The organism is Streptomyces sp. S.PNR 29 (genome assembly GCF_030386795.1).
Taxonomy (GTDB): Bacteria; Actinomycetota; Actinomycetes; order Streptomycetales; family Streptomycetaceae; genus Streptomyces.
This window is the reverse complement of sequence record NZ_JANUQM010000019.1, coordinates 24132-41356: the sequence shown is the minus strand read 5'-3', so window position 1 is coordinate 41356 and position 17225 is coordinate 24132. Positions and strand designations below refer to the sequence as shown.

Below are 17225 nucleotides of genomic sequence, written 5' to 3'. Positions count from 1 at the left end.
TAGGCGCCCTCGCCGCGGTCGCTCTCATGGTCACCGCTCCCCCGGCGGACGCCGCCGGCCCCCGGGACGTCACCGCCGACGTGCTCGCGGACCGGGACGTGACGCTCACCGGCGACACGGTCGTCACCGTGCCGTCCGGGACGACGACGTACGACGGGGTCTTCCGCGGCGAGGGCACGCTCACCGTGCGCGGCGGCGGGACGCTGATCCTCACCAGGGACAGCGACTTCACGCTGCCGAAGTCCCGGCAGCGGCAGGCCGTCAGGACGCTCGGCGGCAACCATCCGTACGTCACCGTGGCCGACCCGGACCCGCCCGCCATCACCGTCGAGCGGGGCGCGACCCTGCAGTACGGCAACGGCGGGACGACCGGGCTGATCGGGCACTTCCCGTACGACACCCCGGCGTTCCGGCTCAACAAGAACAACATCCGCGTCGACGGCACCCTGCGGCTGTCCCTGAGGAGCGCCTACAACCTGGGCACCATCAGCGGCTCCGGACTGATCACCCAGCCGAGGTTCCTGTGGGGCACCTGGGACCTGTCGGGCACCCACCCCTTCTCCGGGGTGATCGACAACGGCACACAGCTGAACGCCGGGCGGCCGGAGTACGCGACGTCGCTGCCGCACGTCCGCAAGGTCCTCAACCAGGGCACGTTCACCATCGACACGCCGCTCGGCCGGACCGTCACGATGGGGATGGACTTCTACCAGCGCGAGTACGGCAGCGACATCAACGTCCAGTCACGGCCGGGCGGCAAGGTCGTCCTCACGGGGCAGTACAGCTGGTCCGACCAGGGCGGGGACACCAACCCCTCGCTCAGCGACCCGGCCCTGAACTGGACGCCCGCGCGGAAGAACGTCAACAAGCGCGGCACCAACATCAAGGGCGCGAACGTCCAGTGGGGCGACGGGACCACGAACAGGATCTTCATGCCGGGCACGGCCGAGACCGTGTACATCAACCTCCTGGCGGCCCGGTCCCGTTCCAGGCTCACCTTCGACTACAACGGCCCGGTGACGCTGGGCGCGCCGATCGGCGGCGGCAGGTTCCACGACACGCTGGCCGCGCCGGGCGCCGGGGACGTCGTCATCGCGGGGACGCCCGGAAACGACGTCACCTTCGCGGCGAAGCAGTACTACGACGGGTCGACGACCATCGAGAAGGGGGCGGTGCTGCGGCTGGGTTCGGGCCGGCGGGGCGGTGACGGCTCACTGCTCATGGGCTCGGAGCGGCGCAGGGTCGTGAACGACGGCTCCCTCGTCGTCCGGAACACCTCGCACCCCGTGTCGCTGTCCCGGATCGGCGGCAGCGGCTCCCTCACCCAGTCGGGCGCCGCGACGACCACGCTGACCGGGAGCGCGGTGACGTACACGGGGAGGACGACCGTCACCAGGGGCACCCTCGCGCTCCGCTCGGGGGCGACGCTGACGCACAGCAGGGCGATCCGGCTCACCACGGCCGGGGCACGGCTCGACGTGGGGACGGCGGGGCTGCGGGTGTCGGGGTCGCTGACCGGCAAGGGCACGGTGAAGGGTGCGGTGACGAACGAAGGGACCGTCGCCGGCGGTGTCACGGTGACCGGCGGCTACACGCAGCGCGGGAAGGGCGAACTCGTCCTGCGCCAGAGGCCTTTGACGGTGCACGGCGCGGTCCGGCTGTCGGGTGGCCTCGACGTCTCGGCGCTGGGGACCGACCCGGCCCGCGAGATCACCGTCGTGGACCACCGGGGCGGCGCGCGGACCACCGGGGCGTTCACCGGCCTGCGCGAGGGCGCGGAACTGAAGCTCGCCGACACCACCTACCGCATCAGCTACCGCGGCGGCGACGGCAACGACGTCGTCCTCACCGCCGTCACCACGAGCCCCTCCCCCACGGCACCGGAGGCGTCCCCGTCCGGCGCGGCGCGGCCCCGAAGCGCCGGTGCCTCGGACAGCGTCGGCTTCGGCTGGTGGCCGTACGCACTGGGCGCCGGGCTCCTGGGCGCGCTGATGGTGCCGGTGCGGTGGCGCGGGCGCCGGAAGCGGCGGAGGAACGGGCGGCACGCGGCGCACGGGTAGCCGCCGGGCGCTGACGGCCGCCCGCCACGGGGGTGCGGGCGGCCGTCGGCGGACGGGCGCCGCGCGGTTCGTCGAGTACCGCTACCGGCTCGCCGCCTCGGGCCCCGGCGCGACCGAGTCCCGCACCACCACGTGCGTGCCCAGCAGCAGGTGTTCGTCGGGGGCGTCCGGGGCCCGTTCGAGGGCGGTGCGTACGGCGAGGCGGCCCAGCTCCTCGTAGGGGACGTGGACCGTCGTCAGGGCGGGGTGCAGGTCGCGGGCGAAGGGGATGTCGTCGTAGCCGGCCAGCGACACGTCGCCCGGCACGTCGAGGCCCGCCTCGTGCAGGGCGGTGAGCGCGCCGGCCGCGACCATGTCGGTGGCGGCGACCACGGCCGTGAACTCCAGGCCCTGCTTGAGCGCCTGGTGCATCAGGCGGTGGCCCGCGTCGCGGGTGAAGTCGCCGTGCAGCACCAGCGCCGGGTCGGGGTCCAGGCCGCGGGCGCGGTGGGCGGAGAGATAGCCGCGCTCGCGGCCCTGTGCCGTGGTGTGGTCGGCGGCGCCGCCGAGGAAGAGGACGCGCCGGTGGCCCTGGGCGAGCACGTGGGCGACCAGGGTGTGGGCGCCGCCCTCGTTGTCGTACTCGATGACCGTCACCGGAGCCCCCGGGCCCAGCGGCGGGCGCCCGCACAGCACGAGGCGGGAGCCGGCCGAGGCGAGCGAGTCGGCGATACGGCGGGTGCGCTCCCGGTACTCGGGCGTGTCGGCGGTGCCGCCGACCAGGATCACGGCGGCGGCGCGCTGGGCGCGCATCATCTCGACGAACTCCACCTCGTGCTGGACGTCGCCCTTGGTGCTGCACACCAGGCACAGATGGCCGAGCCGGGTCGCCTCGCGCTCCACGCCGTGCGCCATGTGCGCGAACGACGGGCCGGTGATGTCCTCCAGCACGAACGCCAGCGTGGGCGTCCCGACGCCCGCGACCGCCTTGGCGCGCGCGTCGGCGACGTAGTCCAGGTCGCGGACCGCCCGCATCACGCGCGCGCGGGTCGCCGAGCTCACCGGGTACACCCCGCCGAGCACCCGTGACACCGTCGACGCGGACACCCCCGCGCGGGCCGCCACGTCGCGTATCGTGCTGCGGCTCGCGTCCCCGCTCTTCCTCGTCATGGTCTGCCTCAACCCTCTCCTGGGCCTGGTCCGCCCGTCCCCCTGCCGGAGCTGTGGCAACACCGCAGCAACCGGTTCCCGATGCGGAGGCTAGCAGTGGCCGGGGGGCGGGGACGAGAGGCCGGAGCGCGGCGGTTCCGCGACAGTCGCCGTCCTCGGGCGGAGGCCGTCCCGGCGTGCGGGGTCGCCGGGACCGATGCAGGCTGAGGATCATGCAGGGTAAGGGCGCGGGTCGCCGAGGCGGCGGGGAGCGGGACGTGGAGGAGATCCTCGACGAGCTCTACACCACACCGCCGTCCGACTTCGTCTCCCGGCGCGAGGAGTTGGCCCTCGCGGCCAGGACGGCCGGCCGTGCCGAGGACGCCCGCCGGATCCACGCCGCCCGCCGCCCCACTCTCGCGGCCTGGGCGGCCAACCTCCTCCTGCGTTCCGAGCCGGAGGAGAGCCTGCGGTTCCTGGAGCTGGGGCGGTCCCTGCGCGAGGCCTACCAGACGCTGGACGCCGCCGGGCTGAAGGAGTTGTCCGCGCAGCGGCGCCGGGTCGTCTCCGCCCTGTCCCGGCAGGCCGCGCAGCTGGCCCGGGACGCCGGGCACCGGCTGTCGGGCACGGTGCAGGAAGAGGTCGAGGCGACCCTGCGCGCGGTGCTCGCCGGCCAGGAAGCGGCCGACCGCTGGGCCGCCGGCCGGCTGCAGAGCGCCCTCACCCCGCCGTCGGGGTTCCCCGCCGAGGCCGACACCGGTACCTCACCGGTCGAGCGGAAGCCGGCGCAGCCGCCACCGGCCCGGACCCTCACCAAGGACGAACTCGCCGAGCGCCGGCGCCGGCGCCACGAGCAGCTCGCCCGCGCCAAAGAGGCGGCCCAGGCTGCCAAGCGGCGACTGCGCGAAGAGCAGGCCCGGCTGTCCGACGCCGAGGCGGCCCTACGGCGGGCCCGCGACCGCCAGGACCAGGCCCGGCAGCGGGTGTCCGCCGCCGAGGAACAGGCACGGCAGGCGCGGGAGGAGCTCCGCCGGACCGACCGTGAACAGCGGGAGGCCGAGGAGCGGCACGAGGAGGCCGCGGGCGCCCTCTCCCGGGCCGAACGAGAAGCACGCCAGGCCGCCGAGGAGGTCGAACGCCTCGGCGGCTCGCGCGTCAGGTAGCCGGGGACCGCGCTCCGCGCCAGATGACATGTCGGCGGTTTGAGCGGCGGCACCCGGCAGGGTGCTCAGCCTTGCGGCTCCTGCGGCTTGACGTCGAGTTCGCGCAGACGTTGGTCCTTGAGCTCGGTGCGGGCCTCCGTGCGGTGGCCACGGGCGATGTAGTCCCGCACAATCGCCTCGATCGCATCCTGGGGCGAGCCGATCCCCGCCAGGACCATCACTTCCACTACGAGTTCGGCGTCGAGACTGATATTGACCTTGGCCACCGTGCCCCCTCATCGCGTCGCAGCCGCGCTCCAGCTGCTCATGGTTCCGTAGCATGCACTCAAAAGGCCGGCCATGGAGCCTACCGCTGGAGGACAGGGTTCTACCGGTCGCCGCCTACTGGCGCACGAACCTCGCCCTGCGGCAGCTCGCCCCGCTGTGGCCAACCGCCCGAAGGTTCGCGGACTTCAGCAACGACGGCGCGGGACTGGAGCGCTCGGGGACGCCAACCGTCACTGTTGCTGCACCACCTCGCCCCGGTCAGTCAGCGCCGAGTAGCGCATACGGAGCCGGCGTGGCCAACCTGGAAGGAGACAGGCGAGGAAGGGCACACGGTCATGCATGTACGGCGCACTGTTCTGACCCCTGTGACCTGCACGGCGACGCTGGCGGTCGTCGGCCTCGCGGGCAGTGTGACGGCGCAGGCCTCGAACGGCATCGAGGACCTCCCTCCGAACGAGATAGTGGAGAAGGCCGCTGACGTGACCAAGAGAGCGGACTCCCTTCGACTGAAGGGAAGGACGACGAGCGGCCCGGATGAGGCCTGGATAGATCTCGCCCTGAACGAGCAGGGTGAGTGCAAGGGCACTATCGGACCTCGAGAAAACGTCAGTGCGGAGATCATCAAAGTCGGCGATGCCGCCTATGCCAAAGGAGATGAGACCTTCTGGAAGGAGCTGGACGTCGGGAGCGCTGACGTCAACCTGCTGGCGGATCACTGGCTGAAATTGTCCGCCCAGTCGGAGGGATTCGATGAGCTGGCCGAGCTATGTGATGCGGACCATCTGCTCAAGGGCATTCCCGATCACGCTGCCCCTGGGCTGACCAAAGGCAAGATACACGACGTCGATGACCAGCCTGCAATTCCGGTGGTGAGAAAGGATGGCGGCGTCACTACCAGAATGGATGTTGCGACGGAGGGTGAGCCGTACATTCTGAGCCTCAGCGAGACCGGGGGAGACGATCCCGTGGACTTGGTGATGAGCGACTACAACAAGCCTGTCAATGCCAAGCCGCCACCCGCCGAGGAAGTTCTCGAAATCGAGGAGCGGTTCAGATGACCTCCACGTCAACCTTGTTCACAAAAGCATCCACAACTTTGGTGAATTCCGCGATGGTGGTGTCGAATTTGTCCAGGTCAAGGACATCCTCCACAAAGATTCCCCCCACCCTGTCATGGAGAACGTTCATTTTCTTGACCGAGGTGCGAGCGGATTCCGTACCAACGAGCAGCACCAGAGATGCCGCCTGCTGCAACTTATTGGAGGCCGGCACATATTTATCATTGAATTGACTGTTCTGATCCTCCACCGACGCTTCCTGAAAGACCAGGTTTCGATAACCGCTGGCTTCCGTCTTGAAGGTTTGGAAGCTGCTCACAAGGTCGGTGTACGCGGTTCGGCGAATATCGGACGTACGCTGGTTCGCAGTCGCTTCCTGGTTGTCCTCGGACTGTTTGTAGACCAGCAGGCTGCCGGTAAGGCCGGTCAGCGCACCGATGAGGGAGCCGCCAAGCGCCGCCCACGCAACCCACCGCGGATTGGCTTCCCTTTGGGATCGCGCTTCGTGATTGCCGTCTGCCTCAGCATCATCAGTCATGACCCATGTATAGGTCGACCGAAGCTACGCCGCGCGCCAGGGAGAGCTATGCGAGTGGTTTCCGTGCCCACAACTTGCAGGAACCCGATTGATCTGCACACCCGTGCTCACGACGGACGTCGGGATGAGATCGCGGCCGCGTTTGACACGCCCGACCCCCGACGGCTGAGCGAAGCTGTTGTCAAAAGGCTTCCCCGGATGCCGTGTTGGCTGGTACTCCAGCCTTAGATCGCGATCTTCATGTCTGATTCGCGGCTTGCCTCCGGTAATGCGCATCGTGAACACTCGGTGCGATCGTCCGCTGTACGTCCGACGTGCCGTCTCGCGCGGCCCGCCGTCGAGTTGGCATCCAGCCACGTGCCAGCGGCTCCGGCGGCTCTTCGTGGCGAGCCGCTGCAGCGACGCGCCCGGGAACCGGAAGCATCTGCGGAGAGCGCGGGGGCGCCCGGCTGCGGGCGGAGAGCCGGGCGGTGACCGTAGGGGGCTGACCGTCGTGGAGGCGGGCTGGGCTCCGGCCTGACGGGCGTGCTGTACGTCCTCGACGAGCCGACGACCGGCCTGCACGCTGCCGACACCGCCCGCCTCCGACGTCCTGCAACGCCTCGTCGACGCCGGCCACTCCGTCGTCACCATCGAGCACAACCTCGACGTCATCCACGCCTCCGACTGGCTGATCGACCTGGGGCCGGAGGGCGGCGCTGCTGGACAACTGGTGGCGGAAGGACCACCGGCGCACTGAACGTTCGTACGGCCCGGCACGTCCCGTACGAAGCCGGCCAACCACAAGGAGGCGTCACCGATGAAGGCGTTACCCCTGCGCGGCGGACGCTGCCCGGCATGGGTGCTGCTCGCGACCGCCCTCTCCGCAGCCTGTACGTCGGTGCCGGACGGCGGAGGCGACGCCGCGCCGTCCTGCGCCTACGTCGTCGAGTACGACAGCCGCAGATACATGGGCTGGGCCGAAACCGACCTCCCCGTAGGGGAGTCGCTCGGCGGCGCCACCCGCCCCGCGTGCGACGACACCCCCGACGACGGCGACGACGGGGAGGGCCCGACCCTCACGACCGCGTTCGCCGTCCGGGGGGTGGACCCGAACATCGCCATCGCGGTGGCGGAGGACCCCGGGGAGTACCGTCTCGCCGTGGTCGACCATGTCAAGGAACTCCCGCCCGAGCTGAGGAAGCTGATCGAGCAGTCCTGACCTGCCGTGGGTGTACCGGGGCTGCTGAGTATGCCTGCGCCGCCACTCCTCGACGCACTGGCCACCTGTGGCGTGCTGATCGCTCCGCCGCGGAGGCCGTCCCCGCTCAGCCGCACGGGTCGTGGTACTCGAGGTCGGGAAAGGCCTTCGTCCAGACACCGCGCGGGACGGTGCCGGGCCGAACCTCGCAGAGCAGTCCAGCCAGCCGGTCGGGATCCGTGGGCAGCAGGACGAGTTGGCCGCCGAGCCCCGCGGTCAGACCGGGGCCGGTGGAGAGGACGAGGGCGTCTCCGTTCGGGCTCGGCTGGAGAACGGAGAAGCCGCTGATTCCTTCCGTGACGGCGGGGACGTCGTAGATCAGCTCGAAGCGGCCGGTGTGCGGGCCGTCCGCCGACGCGTCGGCCGTGAAGGTCCAGACGGCGAGATCACGGGCGCCGGTCTCCTCCTGCCAGGCGGCGACCACCCCGCCCCGCGGTGTGTCACCCGCCGTGATGCCCTCCATGAGGAAGTGTGAGCCGGGCAGACCGGCCGGCGGGTCCATGCTGCCGCGGGGCGCGGGCTCGTCGAGGTCCCACACGCGGGGCTGACCGATCTTGGCGGGCAGCGTCACCACGAAGCGGTGGTCCAGGACGGTGAAGGCGACAGTGGTCCGCTGACGGTCGACGGTCACATCGTCCCTGAGCTTGTGGGCCGTCGCCGCGGGTGACAGCCGGTAGACCGCCAAACGTTCGTCGGCCTTCGGGCCCTTCGCCGGCTTCACCAGCAACAAAGCCTGCTGCTTCCCTTCCTGCGGCACGGCGGCCGAGGCGGAGCCCGGCACTTTCTGCCCCCGGCGGGGGCTCCCCGGCACGGCCAGGTTCCACAACTGCGTGACTTCGTCCGACATGACCGCGAGGACGTCCGGCGCGGTGAACACCGGCGTGAAGGTGCCGTCGGTGTCCACCGGCACCGATCCGGTACGGCGCGGCCGGTCGGGGCGGCTGACGTCCCAGATGACCAGGGGGCCGTCCTCACCGGTCTGGAGAGCCAGGCGGTCGCCGTTCGGTGAGACGGCGGTGGGACCGTGCGTTGCCGTGAAGACGTGCCGGAGTTCGGGCCGGCCGCCGGACAGATCCCACAGGCCGGTCCGCCGGCCGTCCGGATCCCGGGCGAGGAAGAGCGCCCCGCCCGGCAGGAAGGCGACGTACCGCCACGGCGTGGGCAACGTGTCCACCTTCCGGGGCATCGTCCCGGTCAGCCGCCAGATGGTGCTGGTCTTGAGATCGTCGTCGTCCGTGGCGAAAAGGCGATGTCCGGGTGCGAAGGCGTCGCTGGGGTTGAAACGTCCTCCGCTGGTGTAGGCCCCGTCCACGCTGTGCGGAGGCGGACTCCACAGATGGACCCCGCCCTTCTCGTCACCGGTCACCACGCCCCGCCCGTCCGGCCGGTAGGCCACGGAGACCAGCGGCACACTGCCGGGCAGCATCTCGCCCTTGTAGAAGCTGTCCCGTGTCGTGGTGGTGGCGTTGTTCTGGTAGATCCACGCGTTGCCGTCCGTGGAGCCGGCCGCGGCGAGGTGGCGGCCGTCCGGGGAACGGGCGACCTGCCAGTAGAGGCCCTCGGCCGGATTGCCGTAGCCACTGATTCCCTCAGGTGTCTTCACCTGATCCGGATCGGACACGTCGAGCGTCGTGATGCCGCGGTCGGGCAAGGCGGTGGTCAGAGACCGGCCGTCGGCACTGAAGACCATGGCGGTGGCCGACCTCCGCAGGGTCGTGCGCAGCCGGGGCTCGGTGGGATCAGCGGTGTCCCAGAGCTGGACCCTGTCCCGTCCCCCGGGTCTGGTGGCCGCGGCCGTGACGGCGAGGAGCTTCCCGTCGGGCCGCCACGCGACCGCTATCAGGTCGTGGGAGTCGTCGGACATCCGCACCGCATGCGGAACGGGAGACGCCGGGTTCCGCAGGTCCCACAGCACCATGCGGCCCCGGGCCAGCGGAAGGGCCAGGGTCGTGCCGTCCGCGCTGAGAGCGGGCCGGTACGGCCGGTCGAGGCCCTCCGTGGTCGCGCGGGCTGTGCGACGCGGGCGATCGACCTGGCGAACGTCGTAGACCTGCAGATCCTTGACAGTCTGGACGTACAGGTGGCGGCCGTCGGGCGCCCAGAAGACGGACGAGTTCCCGCCGACGCGGATCACCGGTCCGGGACGAGGACGGTACGGGTCGCGGGTGTGCCACAGCCGCACCGTGCCGTCCCGGCTGGAGCTGGCCAGCACCGCGCCGTCCGGGCGGTAGGCGACGGTGAAGACCTGCTTGCTGTGTCCGCCGAGCCTGGTGTGGACGGGGGTCAGAGCCGAGCGCACCATACTGGCCTTCGCTTCCTCGGTGGGCGAGGTCCGGTAGGCGGTCAGACTCAGGTCCAGCGCGGCCGCCGGATCCTGGGCGCGCAGCACGTCGGCCTGGGCCGCGATCCGCTGGGAGGCCAGGACTGCGGCCTGTTCCCGGGACTTGGCGCGTTCCGTGTAGGCGAGCGTCCCGACGACGGTGAGGAGGAGGGCGAGAGCAAGGACGCCGCCGGTCAGCAGAGCGCGGGTGAGCTTGCGCCGGCGGTCGGCCCGCAGGCTGCTGTGCAGGAACTCCCGTTCAAGGCCGGTGAGTACGGGGGGTGCGTCTCCGCCGGCGGCCTCGTCGTCCGTGCCGGCAGTCCCCGACCCGGGCGGATCCGAGGGGGATTCGGGCAGTGTCCGCCGGGCGGGCGGACGTGTCGCGGTGTCCGGCCCGTTGCCCGGTGCAGCCCAGGCGCGGACCGCGGAAAGGCGGTTGCCGGTGTACAGATAGTCCCGGTGGCGGTGGCCGGCGTTCCAGGCGTGGGCGGCCTCGGTCAGTTGCTGCCGGGCGAGCAGGCGGGCCCGGGCGCCCAGGATCCAGGTACGCAGATCGGTCCAGGCGTACAGCAGCGCCTCGTGGGCGATGCGCAAGCCGTCCTGGTCCAGCGTGATGAGGCTCTTCTGCCGGAGCGACTCGCAGACTGCCCGCAGACGTTCCCGCTCGTCCGGCCCGTGACCCGCGAGCACGTCCTCGAAGGTGACGCGCCGGGCGACGGGTTCGCCGGTGGGCGTGAGGTGCACGAGGCTGAGCAGCAGCGTCCGCAGCGATCGTCGCTCGGCGGGGGTGAGGCTGTCGTGCAGGGTCTTGCAGGACTCCGTGACCGATTTCCAGATGCCGCCCGTGGCCTGGTAGCCGGCCAGGGTCATCCTGGCTCCCGAACGGTTCACCCAAGTCCGCTGCAGAGCATGGGCCAGGAGCGGCAGTGCCGCGGCGGGCCTCTCCTCGACGGGTGTGTCGCCGTCCGAGCGCCGCAGGTCCCACAGGATGCGGTCGACCAGTCCGGGCTCCAGTTCCAGCCCGCCCCGCTCGGCGGGCCCCTCGATGGCCTCCCTGAGCGCTGTGCCGTCCAGAGGGGCACAGTGCACCGGAGGGGTGGAGGAGAGGGCGGCGCGCAGTCCCGGGTCGGCGAGGCATTCGCCGTAGAAGTCGGCTCTGACGGCGAGCACGATCCGGGGACGGGCGTCGTCCGGCCCGGACCGATCGCCGTCGGCGCTGCCGGACACCAGACGGAGGAAGTCTGTCCGCTCGGTTTTCGCCGCAGTGGTGAAGACCTCCTCGAACTGGTCGATCACCAGCACCCGGGGGACGGCGACCGCGGGGCGCCGGGCCTGCTCGTGGTCGTCCCGAGCGTCCGCCGGCGGGGCGGGGAAGCGTCCGGCGGCCAGCTCCGCCAGCACTGTGCCCGGGGGCAGTCCGGTTGCCTCGGCCCATTGGTTCGCCAACGACTGCAGCGGGGTCTTTCCGGGCGACAACATCCGTAGGACGGGCCAGGTGCGCGTCCGTCCCATCGCGTGGTAGCGGTCCAGCCGGGCGAGTAGCCCGGCCCCGAGGAGGGAGGACTTGCCCGCGCCGGAGGCTCCTATGACGATGACGGGCCGGCGCTCCGCCTCCGGTGCCTCGACCGCTTCGGCCAGGCGGTCCAGTTCACGGTCGCGGCCGAAGAACCAGGTGCTTTCGTTCGGCCCGAGCGGCCTCATGCCGAAGTAGGGGCAGGGGAGCGGGGCCGGCGGTTCGGCGGCGGGTGGACCGGAGAACCGGTAGGCACGGTTGGGCGCGATGACGAGTCCGCCGAGGGTTCCCTCGCTGGACGCGTGGGGGCGGGTGGTGTCGTCGGACCTCTCTTCGATGCCGCGGTGAAGCCGGTCCAGGGTGAGCATCGGCGGCCCGGCCGGGTCGCCGTCACGGAGCAGGCTGATGAGCTTGCCCCCGAAGAGCGTGTGCCGTTGCCCCTCCGGAGCGAAGGACGGCGCGTAGGACGACGCCGAGGCGAGGAGGAAACTGCCGGACGGGCGGACCTGGACGTAGGGACCGGTGGCGCCTGAGCCGTGCGGCACCTGGGACATACCGGAGAAGCAGCAGTCCAGGATGACGACACTGCCGAACGGGGCCTCCTCCAGCAGGCCCTTGACGGTCTCGTACGGCACTGCACCGGCGACCCGCTGGGCGTCCATGGACCCATGGGTCGCGAGGTACAGCTTGTTGCCCGGTCCCAGCAGCCCGTGCCCGACGTGGCAGAAGAGCACGACACCGTCGGCCTCCTCGCATGCCTGGGTGACCGCCTCGACGACCACGTCCGGGCCGGAGTCGGAGGGCACCCGCAGGACATGCTCCGGGGGCATCCCGCAGAGCTCGCGGAGCAGTTGGGCCAGGTCGTCGAGAGTGGTGTCGACTCCTGGCAGGTCGGCCAGGCGGGAGCCGTCGCGGTGGCGACCGGTGCCGACGAGCACGGCGCGGGCGCCGGTGAGGGAGAGCCCGGACCCGGCCGAGTCCGGATGCACCTGTCCCGGGGCCGTCACGGGGCCGGCGCCCCGCCGTCCGGACCTGCGCCCGGGCGGCGGGCGGGATCGGCCGGTGCGGCGGCCGGCCGGTGTGCCGGGTCGAGGGTCCCGCCGGCGCCGGAATCCGGTTGCTGTCGCTCGGGACCGGCGACCGCGTCACCCTCCGCCGGTTCCAACTGGGCGGCGAGCTGCCTGACGAGCGCCTCCACCTGGGTGGGGTCCATCGAGCGCACCTGGGTGGAGGTCACGCTGATCTGCGTGCCGTCCGGCCGGGTCAGGGTCACCGACTGGTCGCCCTTGCGGCTCTGCACCCAGGCGATGACGGCGCCCGCCAGCACGCTCGCCACACCGCCCGGGGCCAGCAGCGCGAGCAGGGCGTCCGCGACCAGTCCCATGGTGCCCGGCGGAGGCGGCGCGGAGGCGTCCGCCCGTGTCACGCGGCCTCTCAGGCGGGGCTGTGCGGTCAGAAACCGCCGCAGCTCGTGCACGTCTGCGGTGCCTGTCGTCTCTATGGTGACGTGGATCTCCACAGCCATTCCCCACCCGTAGCAAGTGCCGACGTGACACAAGATGATAGGTGCGACACGGTTGCCTGGAGGACGCCGCTGACGAGACGTCATCAGGGAGTTGTGCGTCCTTCAGCTGATGCCGGGTCGCCCTGCAGGCGTTCGATGTCGCGGTGCGGTGTGCCGACAGACGTCTGTCACTCGTCCGTAGGCTCCGCAGGAGTGTCGAGGTGCCTATCCAGAAAGGTGTTAATGAACTCCACTGCGAAGGCGTGTGTGTCCTGCGAGACGTCGGAGGGCGACTCGCCGAACCACAGGACCGTCTCCGGCTGGCGTTTGGCCTCATCGAGCCAGATGCGAAGCCTGCCGAGTCGTCCTCCGCTCAGCCGGACGACAGCCTGATGCACACGTTCACGCTCCGCGCCTGCATAGAGATCAAGGAGTGACAGGACGCTCGCGGCTTCGGCATCCGGAAACGTGGCGTCACAAAGCTGACGTGTTGCTGCCGACACAGCCATGCCCATCATCCTGCCGACCCCTATCGCGTTTATCGCTGCGCGCATCTGGGAGCGCACGCCCGGCACCGCACCCCCGGTCCAGATGGCGAACCAGCTGGGCATGGTGTTCTCCAGGCTCCACTGCAAACCCCGCCGGCGCGAGCGCCTGCCCGAGATCTCGACGCCCTCGGCGATCAGTTCCGCAAGGACGGACGACCGACCGCACAATGGGCACGGATCGCCGCCGGCCACGACGACGACCTCCACGGCGGACAACCCCACGCGGGCGGCTCGGGCTGCTGCTCCTGAACCCGGACCCGACGGCCGCCGTCGGCCGTCCTTCGCGCCACGCGGCCATGCGGCGGTGAGCCCGGCGTCACACCCCCGCCAGCGTCCGCGCGATCCCCTCGATCGCCTCCGGGCCGACCCGGCAGCATCCCCCGATCAGCCGGGCCCCGGAGGCGTGCCAGGCGTTGACCTGCTCGGTGGTGAAGGTGGAGCGGCCGGTCCAGGTGCGGGCGTCGGCGTCCCAGGCCTCGCCGCTGTTGGGGTAGACCACGACCGGCTTGCCGGTGACCCGGGCCGCGGTCCCGATCGCGGCGGCGGCGTCCTCGGGGGCACAGCAGTTGACGCCGACCGCGATCACCTCCTCGGCGTCGGCGGCGAGGGCGAAGGCCTCCTCCAGCGGCTGCCCGGCGCGGGTCCGGTCGCCCGCGACGGTGTACGACAGCCAGGCCGGGACGCCCAGCCCGCGCACCGCCCGCAGCAGCGCGGCGGCCTCGTCGGCGTCGGGGACCGTCTCCAGGGCGAGGACGTCCGGCCCGGCCGCCGCCAGGACCTCCAGGCGGGGCCGGTGGAAGCGCTCCAACTCGGCCACGGTCAGGCCGTACCGGCCCCGGTACTCGGAGCCGTCCGCGAGCATCGCCCCGTAGGGACCGGCCGACGCCGCCACCCACAGCGGGCGCCCCGCCTCGGCCCGGCGCGTCGCCTCGCGGGCCGACTCGACGCTCAGCGCCATGAGTTCGGCCGCCTGCTCGTGGCCGATCCCGCGCTTGGCGAAGCCCTCGAAGGTGGCCTGGTAGCTGGCGGTGATCGCCACGTCGGCACCCGCCTCGTAGTAGGCGAGGTGCGCGTCCCTGACCGCCTCCGGCTGTTCGGCGAGCAGCCGCGCCGACCACAGCTCGTCGCTCAGGTCGTGCCCGGCCGACTCCAGCTGGTTGGACATGCCGCCGTCGAGCACGACCGGACCGGCGGCGAGGGCCTCGGCGAGGGAGGGAGCGGGCTTCGGGGTGTCGCTGGTCATGTCACGACGCTAGTCGAAGCAGCCGGTGGAAGGCAGGTGTGTCCATTTCATGAACAGGTCGCCCAGCATGTGGGATGCGGAGTTACGATCACACACCTCCCCCGTCCCCCTCCCCAGGGAACCGTTATGAGCGCCACCAGCACCCCCGAGGCCGCCGGGCCCACCGAGCCCGGGACGCCCCGGGCCGCCCCGCCCCGCCGTACCTTCGGCCTGGCCGCCGCCACCGCCCTGGTCATGGGCAACATCATCGGCGGCGGCATCTTCGCGCTGCCCGCCACCGTCGCCCCGTACGGCACGGTCAGCCTGCTCGCCTTCCTCGTGCTGTCCCTGGGCGCGGTGCTGCTGGCACTGCTCTTCGGGAAGCTGGCCCGGCGCAGCCCGGTCACCGGCGGCCTGTACGTGTACCCGCGCGACGCGTTCGGCGAGTTCGCCGGGTTCCTGTCGGCGTGGTCGTACTGGACGATGTGCTGGGTCAGCATCGCCGCGCTGGCCGTCGCGGTGGTCGGTTACGTCGACGTCCTGATACCCCTGCACGGCAACCACGCCCTCGAAGCCGTCGTCGCCCTGGCCGCCCTGTGGCTGCCGGCCGCCGCGAACTTCGCGGGCACCCGCTGGGTCGGCGCGGTCCAGGTCGTCTCGACGGTCCTGAAGTTCGTACCCCTGCTGCTGCTGTCGACGGTCGGCCTGTTCTTCGTCGACGCGGACAACTTCGGCCCCTTCAACGCCTCCGGCCAGAGCGTCTCCGGTGCCCTCGCCGCCTCCGCCGCGCTGCTGCTGTACAGCTTCCTCGGCGTGGAGTCGGCCGCGGTCAGCGCGGGCGAGGTGCGCGATCCGGAGCGGACGGTGGGGCGGGCCAGCGTCCTCGGCACGCTCGGCTCGGCGGTGGTCTACGTGCTCGGCACGGTCGCCGTCTTCGGGCTCGTCCCGCATGCCGAACTCGTAGGCTCCGGCGCCCCCTTCGCCGACGCCGTCGACGCGATCACCGGTGGATCGTGGGGCGGCACGGCGATCGCGCTGGTCGCCGTGGCCTCGATCACCGGCTGCCTCAACGGCTGGATCCTGCTGGCCGCGCAGATGCCGTACGCCGCCGCCCGCGACGGCCTCTTCCCGGCGCCGTTCGCCCGGGTGGGCAAGGGCGGCGTCCCCGGCTTCGGCGTCCTCGCCTGCGTGGTCCTCGGCACGGCCCTCATCGCCCTCAACTACACGGCCGGCCCGGACACCACCTTCCGCGTCCTCGTGCTGATCACCACCTTCACCGGCTGCGTGCCGTACCTGCTGTCGGCCGCGGCCCAGCTGTACTGGCTGGCGCGCGGCACCCGCGACCGGGTCCGCCCCGTCGGCCTCGCCCGGGACCTGACCGTGGCCGTCCTCTCCTTCGCCTTCTCCTTCTGGCTGATCGCGGGCGCCGGCTACGCGGCCGTGTACCAGGGCGTGCTGTTCCTGTTCGCGGGCATTCCGGTGTACGTGTGGCTGCGGGGACGCCGGGACCCGCAGGAGGCTTCCGCATAGCCTGGGCGCATGCTGGAGACCGCGTCAGTGGACGCCGAGGTCCGGGAGATCTTCGGGAGCACCGCCGAACGGGCCGTGGTCGAGCCCCTCGTGCACAACCCGAAGAACGGTGTCACCGCCGGCGTCTGGCGGGTCCGGACCGGCGAGCGCTCGGCCGTGCTGAAGGTGCTCACCCGCCGCAAGGCGGCCACCGGAGGCTGGGCGGCCTCGGACGACCCCCGGCACTGGAACTACTGGCGGCGCGAGGCCCACGTCTACGAGTCCGGGTCGGCGCGGCTCTGGCAGCCGTACGGCATCCGCGCGCCCCGGCTGCTCGCCGGCGTCGAACGACCCGACGGCGATGTGGCGTTGTGGCTGGAGGACGTGCCGGGCGAGCCGGGCCCGTCCTGGCCGGTCACCCGGCACGTCGAGCACGCCCGCCGTCTCGGGGCCGCCCAGGGCGCGATCGGCGAGACGGAGGACCTGCCGTGGCTCTCGCGCCGGTTCCTGCGTGAGTACGTCGGCGCCCAAACGCGCGGCGCGGAACTGCTCGACGACGACGAGGCCTGGCAGCAGCCCCTGGTCCGCGACCACTTCCCCGCCGGGCTGCGCCGGGAGATGGTCCGGCTCCACCACGACCGCACCTGGTTCCTCGACGTCATGGCAGCCCTGCCGCGTGCCTTCTGCCACCTGGACCACTGGCCCGCCAACGTGCGCTCCGACGGCACCGGCAGCGTCCTGTTCGACTGGGCGTTCGCCGGGGACGGCGCGCTCGGCGAGGACCTCGGCAACTACGTTCCCGACTCGGTCTTCGACCTGTTCGTCCCGGCCGCGCGGCTGCCCGAGTACGCGGCGGCGGCCTACGACGCCTATCTGCACGGCCTGCGGGAGAGCGGCTGGCGCGGCGACGAACGCCTCGTACGGCTCGGCGTCTGCGCCTCGGCCGTGAAGTACGACTGGCTCACCGCGCTGATGCTGGCCCGCGCGGGCGAGGAACAGCTCGACTACGGCGGCACGCGCACGGTCTCCGCCGAACTCCGCTACCGCGAACGCGGGTCGGCCCTCGCCTTCCTCGCGGGCTGGGCTGCGGAGGCGCGCACGCTGGCCCCGTCCCTGGGGTTCCCCGAGGCGCCGAGCGGCCGTTGAGACCTGGGA

General features: G+C 71.7%; 13 protein-coding genes and 2 pseudogenes. 8 read left to right on the top strand and 7 right to left on the bottom strand.

The window, feature by feature from the left end:
- Positions 1 to 26 precede the first annotated feature (26 nt).
- Positions 27 to 2060, top strand: a complete 2034-nt coding sequence (locus NW895_RS37215) for an autotransporter (protein WP_289941509.1) — start codon at positions 27 to 29, stop codon at positions 2058 to 2060.
- A gap of 81 nt (positions 2061 to 2141) precedes the next feature.
- Here NW895_RS37215 and NW895_RS37210 read toward each other — a convergent pair whose 3' ends face one another.
- Complete coding sequence (locus NW895_RS37210) at positions 2142 to 3209, bottom strand: LacI family DNA-binding transcriptional regulator (RefSeq protein WP_289941358.1); 1068 nt, start codon at positions 3207 to 3209, stop codon at positions 2142 to 2144.
- Between the two features lie 212 nt (positions 3210 to 3421).
- Between NW895_RS37210 and NW895_RS37205 the strand changes: the two genes are divergently transcribed.
- Positions 3422 to 4351, top strand: coding sequence for a hypothetical protein (locus NW895_RS37205; RefSeq protein ID WP_289941357.1), 930 nt, complete (start codon positions 3422 to 3424; stop codon positions 4349 to 4351).
- 65 nt (positions 4352 to 4416) lie between these two features.
- Here NW895_RS37205 and NW895_RS37200 read toward each other — a convergent pair whose 3' ends face one another.
- Positions 4417 to 4617: a type II toxin-antitoxin system VapB family antitoxin gene (locus tag NW895_RS37200; protein WP_289941356.1), complete on the bottom strand. Its 201-nt coding sequence runs from the start codon at positions 4615 to 4617 to the stop codon at positions 4417 to 4419.
- Between the two features lie 62 nt (positions 4618 to 4679).
- Here NW895_RS37200 and NW895_RS37195 point away from each other — a divergent pair.
- Positions 4680 to 4790 (top strand): annotated as a pseudogene (locus tag NW895_RS37195) (IS5/IS1182 family transposase); the annotation flags it as partial.
- Positions 4791 to 4983: 193 nt separating this feature from the next.
- Positions 4984 to 5676 carry a hypothetical protein gene (locus tag NW895_RS37190; protein ID WP_289941355.1) on the top strand — a complete coding sequence of 231 codons (693 nt, stop codon included), beginning with the start codon at positions 4984 to 4986 and terminating at the stop codon, positions 5674 to 5676.
- Here the strand turns inward: NW895_RS37190 and NW895_RS37185 are convergent.
- A complete protein-coding gene (locus NW895_RS37185) occupies positions 5669 to 6214 on the bottom strand; it encodes a hypothetical protein (protein WP_289941354.1) in 546 nt (181 codons plus the stop codon). The two genes, NW895_RS37190 and NW895_RS37185, sit on opposite strands and share 8 nt — an antisense overlap.
- A 528-nt stretch (positions 6215 to 6742) precedes the next feature.
- Between NW895_RS37185 and NW895_RS37180 the strand changes: the two are divergent.
- Both NW895_RS37180 and NW895_RS37175 read left to right on the top strand, forming a co-directional pair.
- Positions 6743 to 6953: pseudogene (locus NW895_RS37180) on the top strand (hypothetical protein); the annotation flags it as partial.
- Positions 6954 to 7013: 60 nt separating this feature from the next.
- Positions 7014 to 7415 (top strand): DUF6281 family protein, encoded by a 402-nt coding sequence (locus NW895_RS37175; RefSeq protein WP_289941352.1) that lies wholly within the window; start codon positions 7014 to 7016, stop codon positions 7413 to 7415.
- Positions 7416 to 7521: 106 nt separating this feature from the next.
- On the opposite strand, the gene NW895_RS37170 is transcribed toward NW895_RS37175, so the two are convergent.
- From NW895_RS37170 to mmuM, 4 genes are all read right to left on the bottom strand, one after another.
- Entirely contained in the window at positions 7522 to 12294 is a 4773-nt protein-coding gene (locus NW895_RS37170; protein WP_289941350.1) for a WD40 repeat domain-containing protein, read from the bottom strand.
- Positions 12291 to 12812, bottom strand: a complete 522-nt coding sequence (locus tag NW895_RS37165; RefSeq protein ID WP_289941348.1) for a hypothetical protein — start codon at positions 12810 to 12812, stop codon at positions 12291 to 12293. Before NW895_RS37165 ends, NW895_RS37170 begins: the two co-directional genes overlap by 4 nt.
- A 167-nt stretch (positions 12813 to 12979) precedes the next feature.
- Complete coding sequence (locus NW895_RS37160) at positions 12980 to 13546, bottom strand: hypothetical protein (protein WP_289941347.1); 567 nt, start codon at positions 13544 to 13546, stop codon at positions 12980 to 12982.
- A gap of 109 nt (positions 13547 to 13655) precedes the next feature.
- On the bottom strand, positions 13656 to 14582 hold the full coding sequence (mmuM, locus tag NW895_RS37155; protein ID WP_289941345.1) for a homocysteine S-methyltransferase: 927 nt from the start codon (positions 14580 to 14582) through the stop codon (positions 13656 to 13658).
- Between the two features lie 126 nt (positions 14583 to 14708).
- Here mmuM and NW895_RS37150 point away from each other — a divergent pair, with 126 nt between their 5' ends.
- Together NW895_RS37150 and NW895_RS37145 are read left to right on the top strand one after the other, a co-directional pair.
- A complete protein-coding gene (locus NW895_RS37150) occupies positions 14709 to 16091 on the top strand; it encodes an amino acid permease (RefSeq protein ID WP_289941344.1) in 1383 nt (460 codons plus the stop codon).
- A gap of 9 nt (positions 16092 to 16100) precedes the next feature.
- A complete protein-coding gene (locus NW895_RS37145; protein ID WP_289941343.1) occupies positions 16101 to 17216 on the top strand; it encodes an aminoglycoside phosphotransferase in 1116 nt (371 codons plus the stop codon).
- The last annotated feature ends 9 nt before the right edge of the window (positions 17217 to 17225 follow it).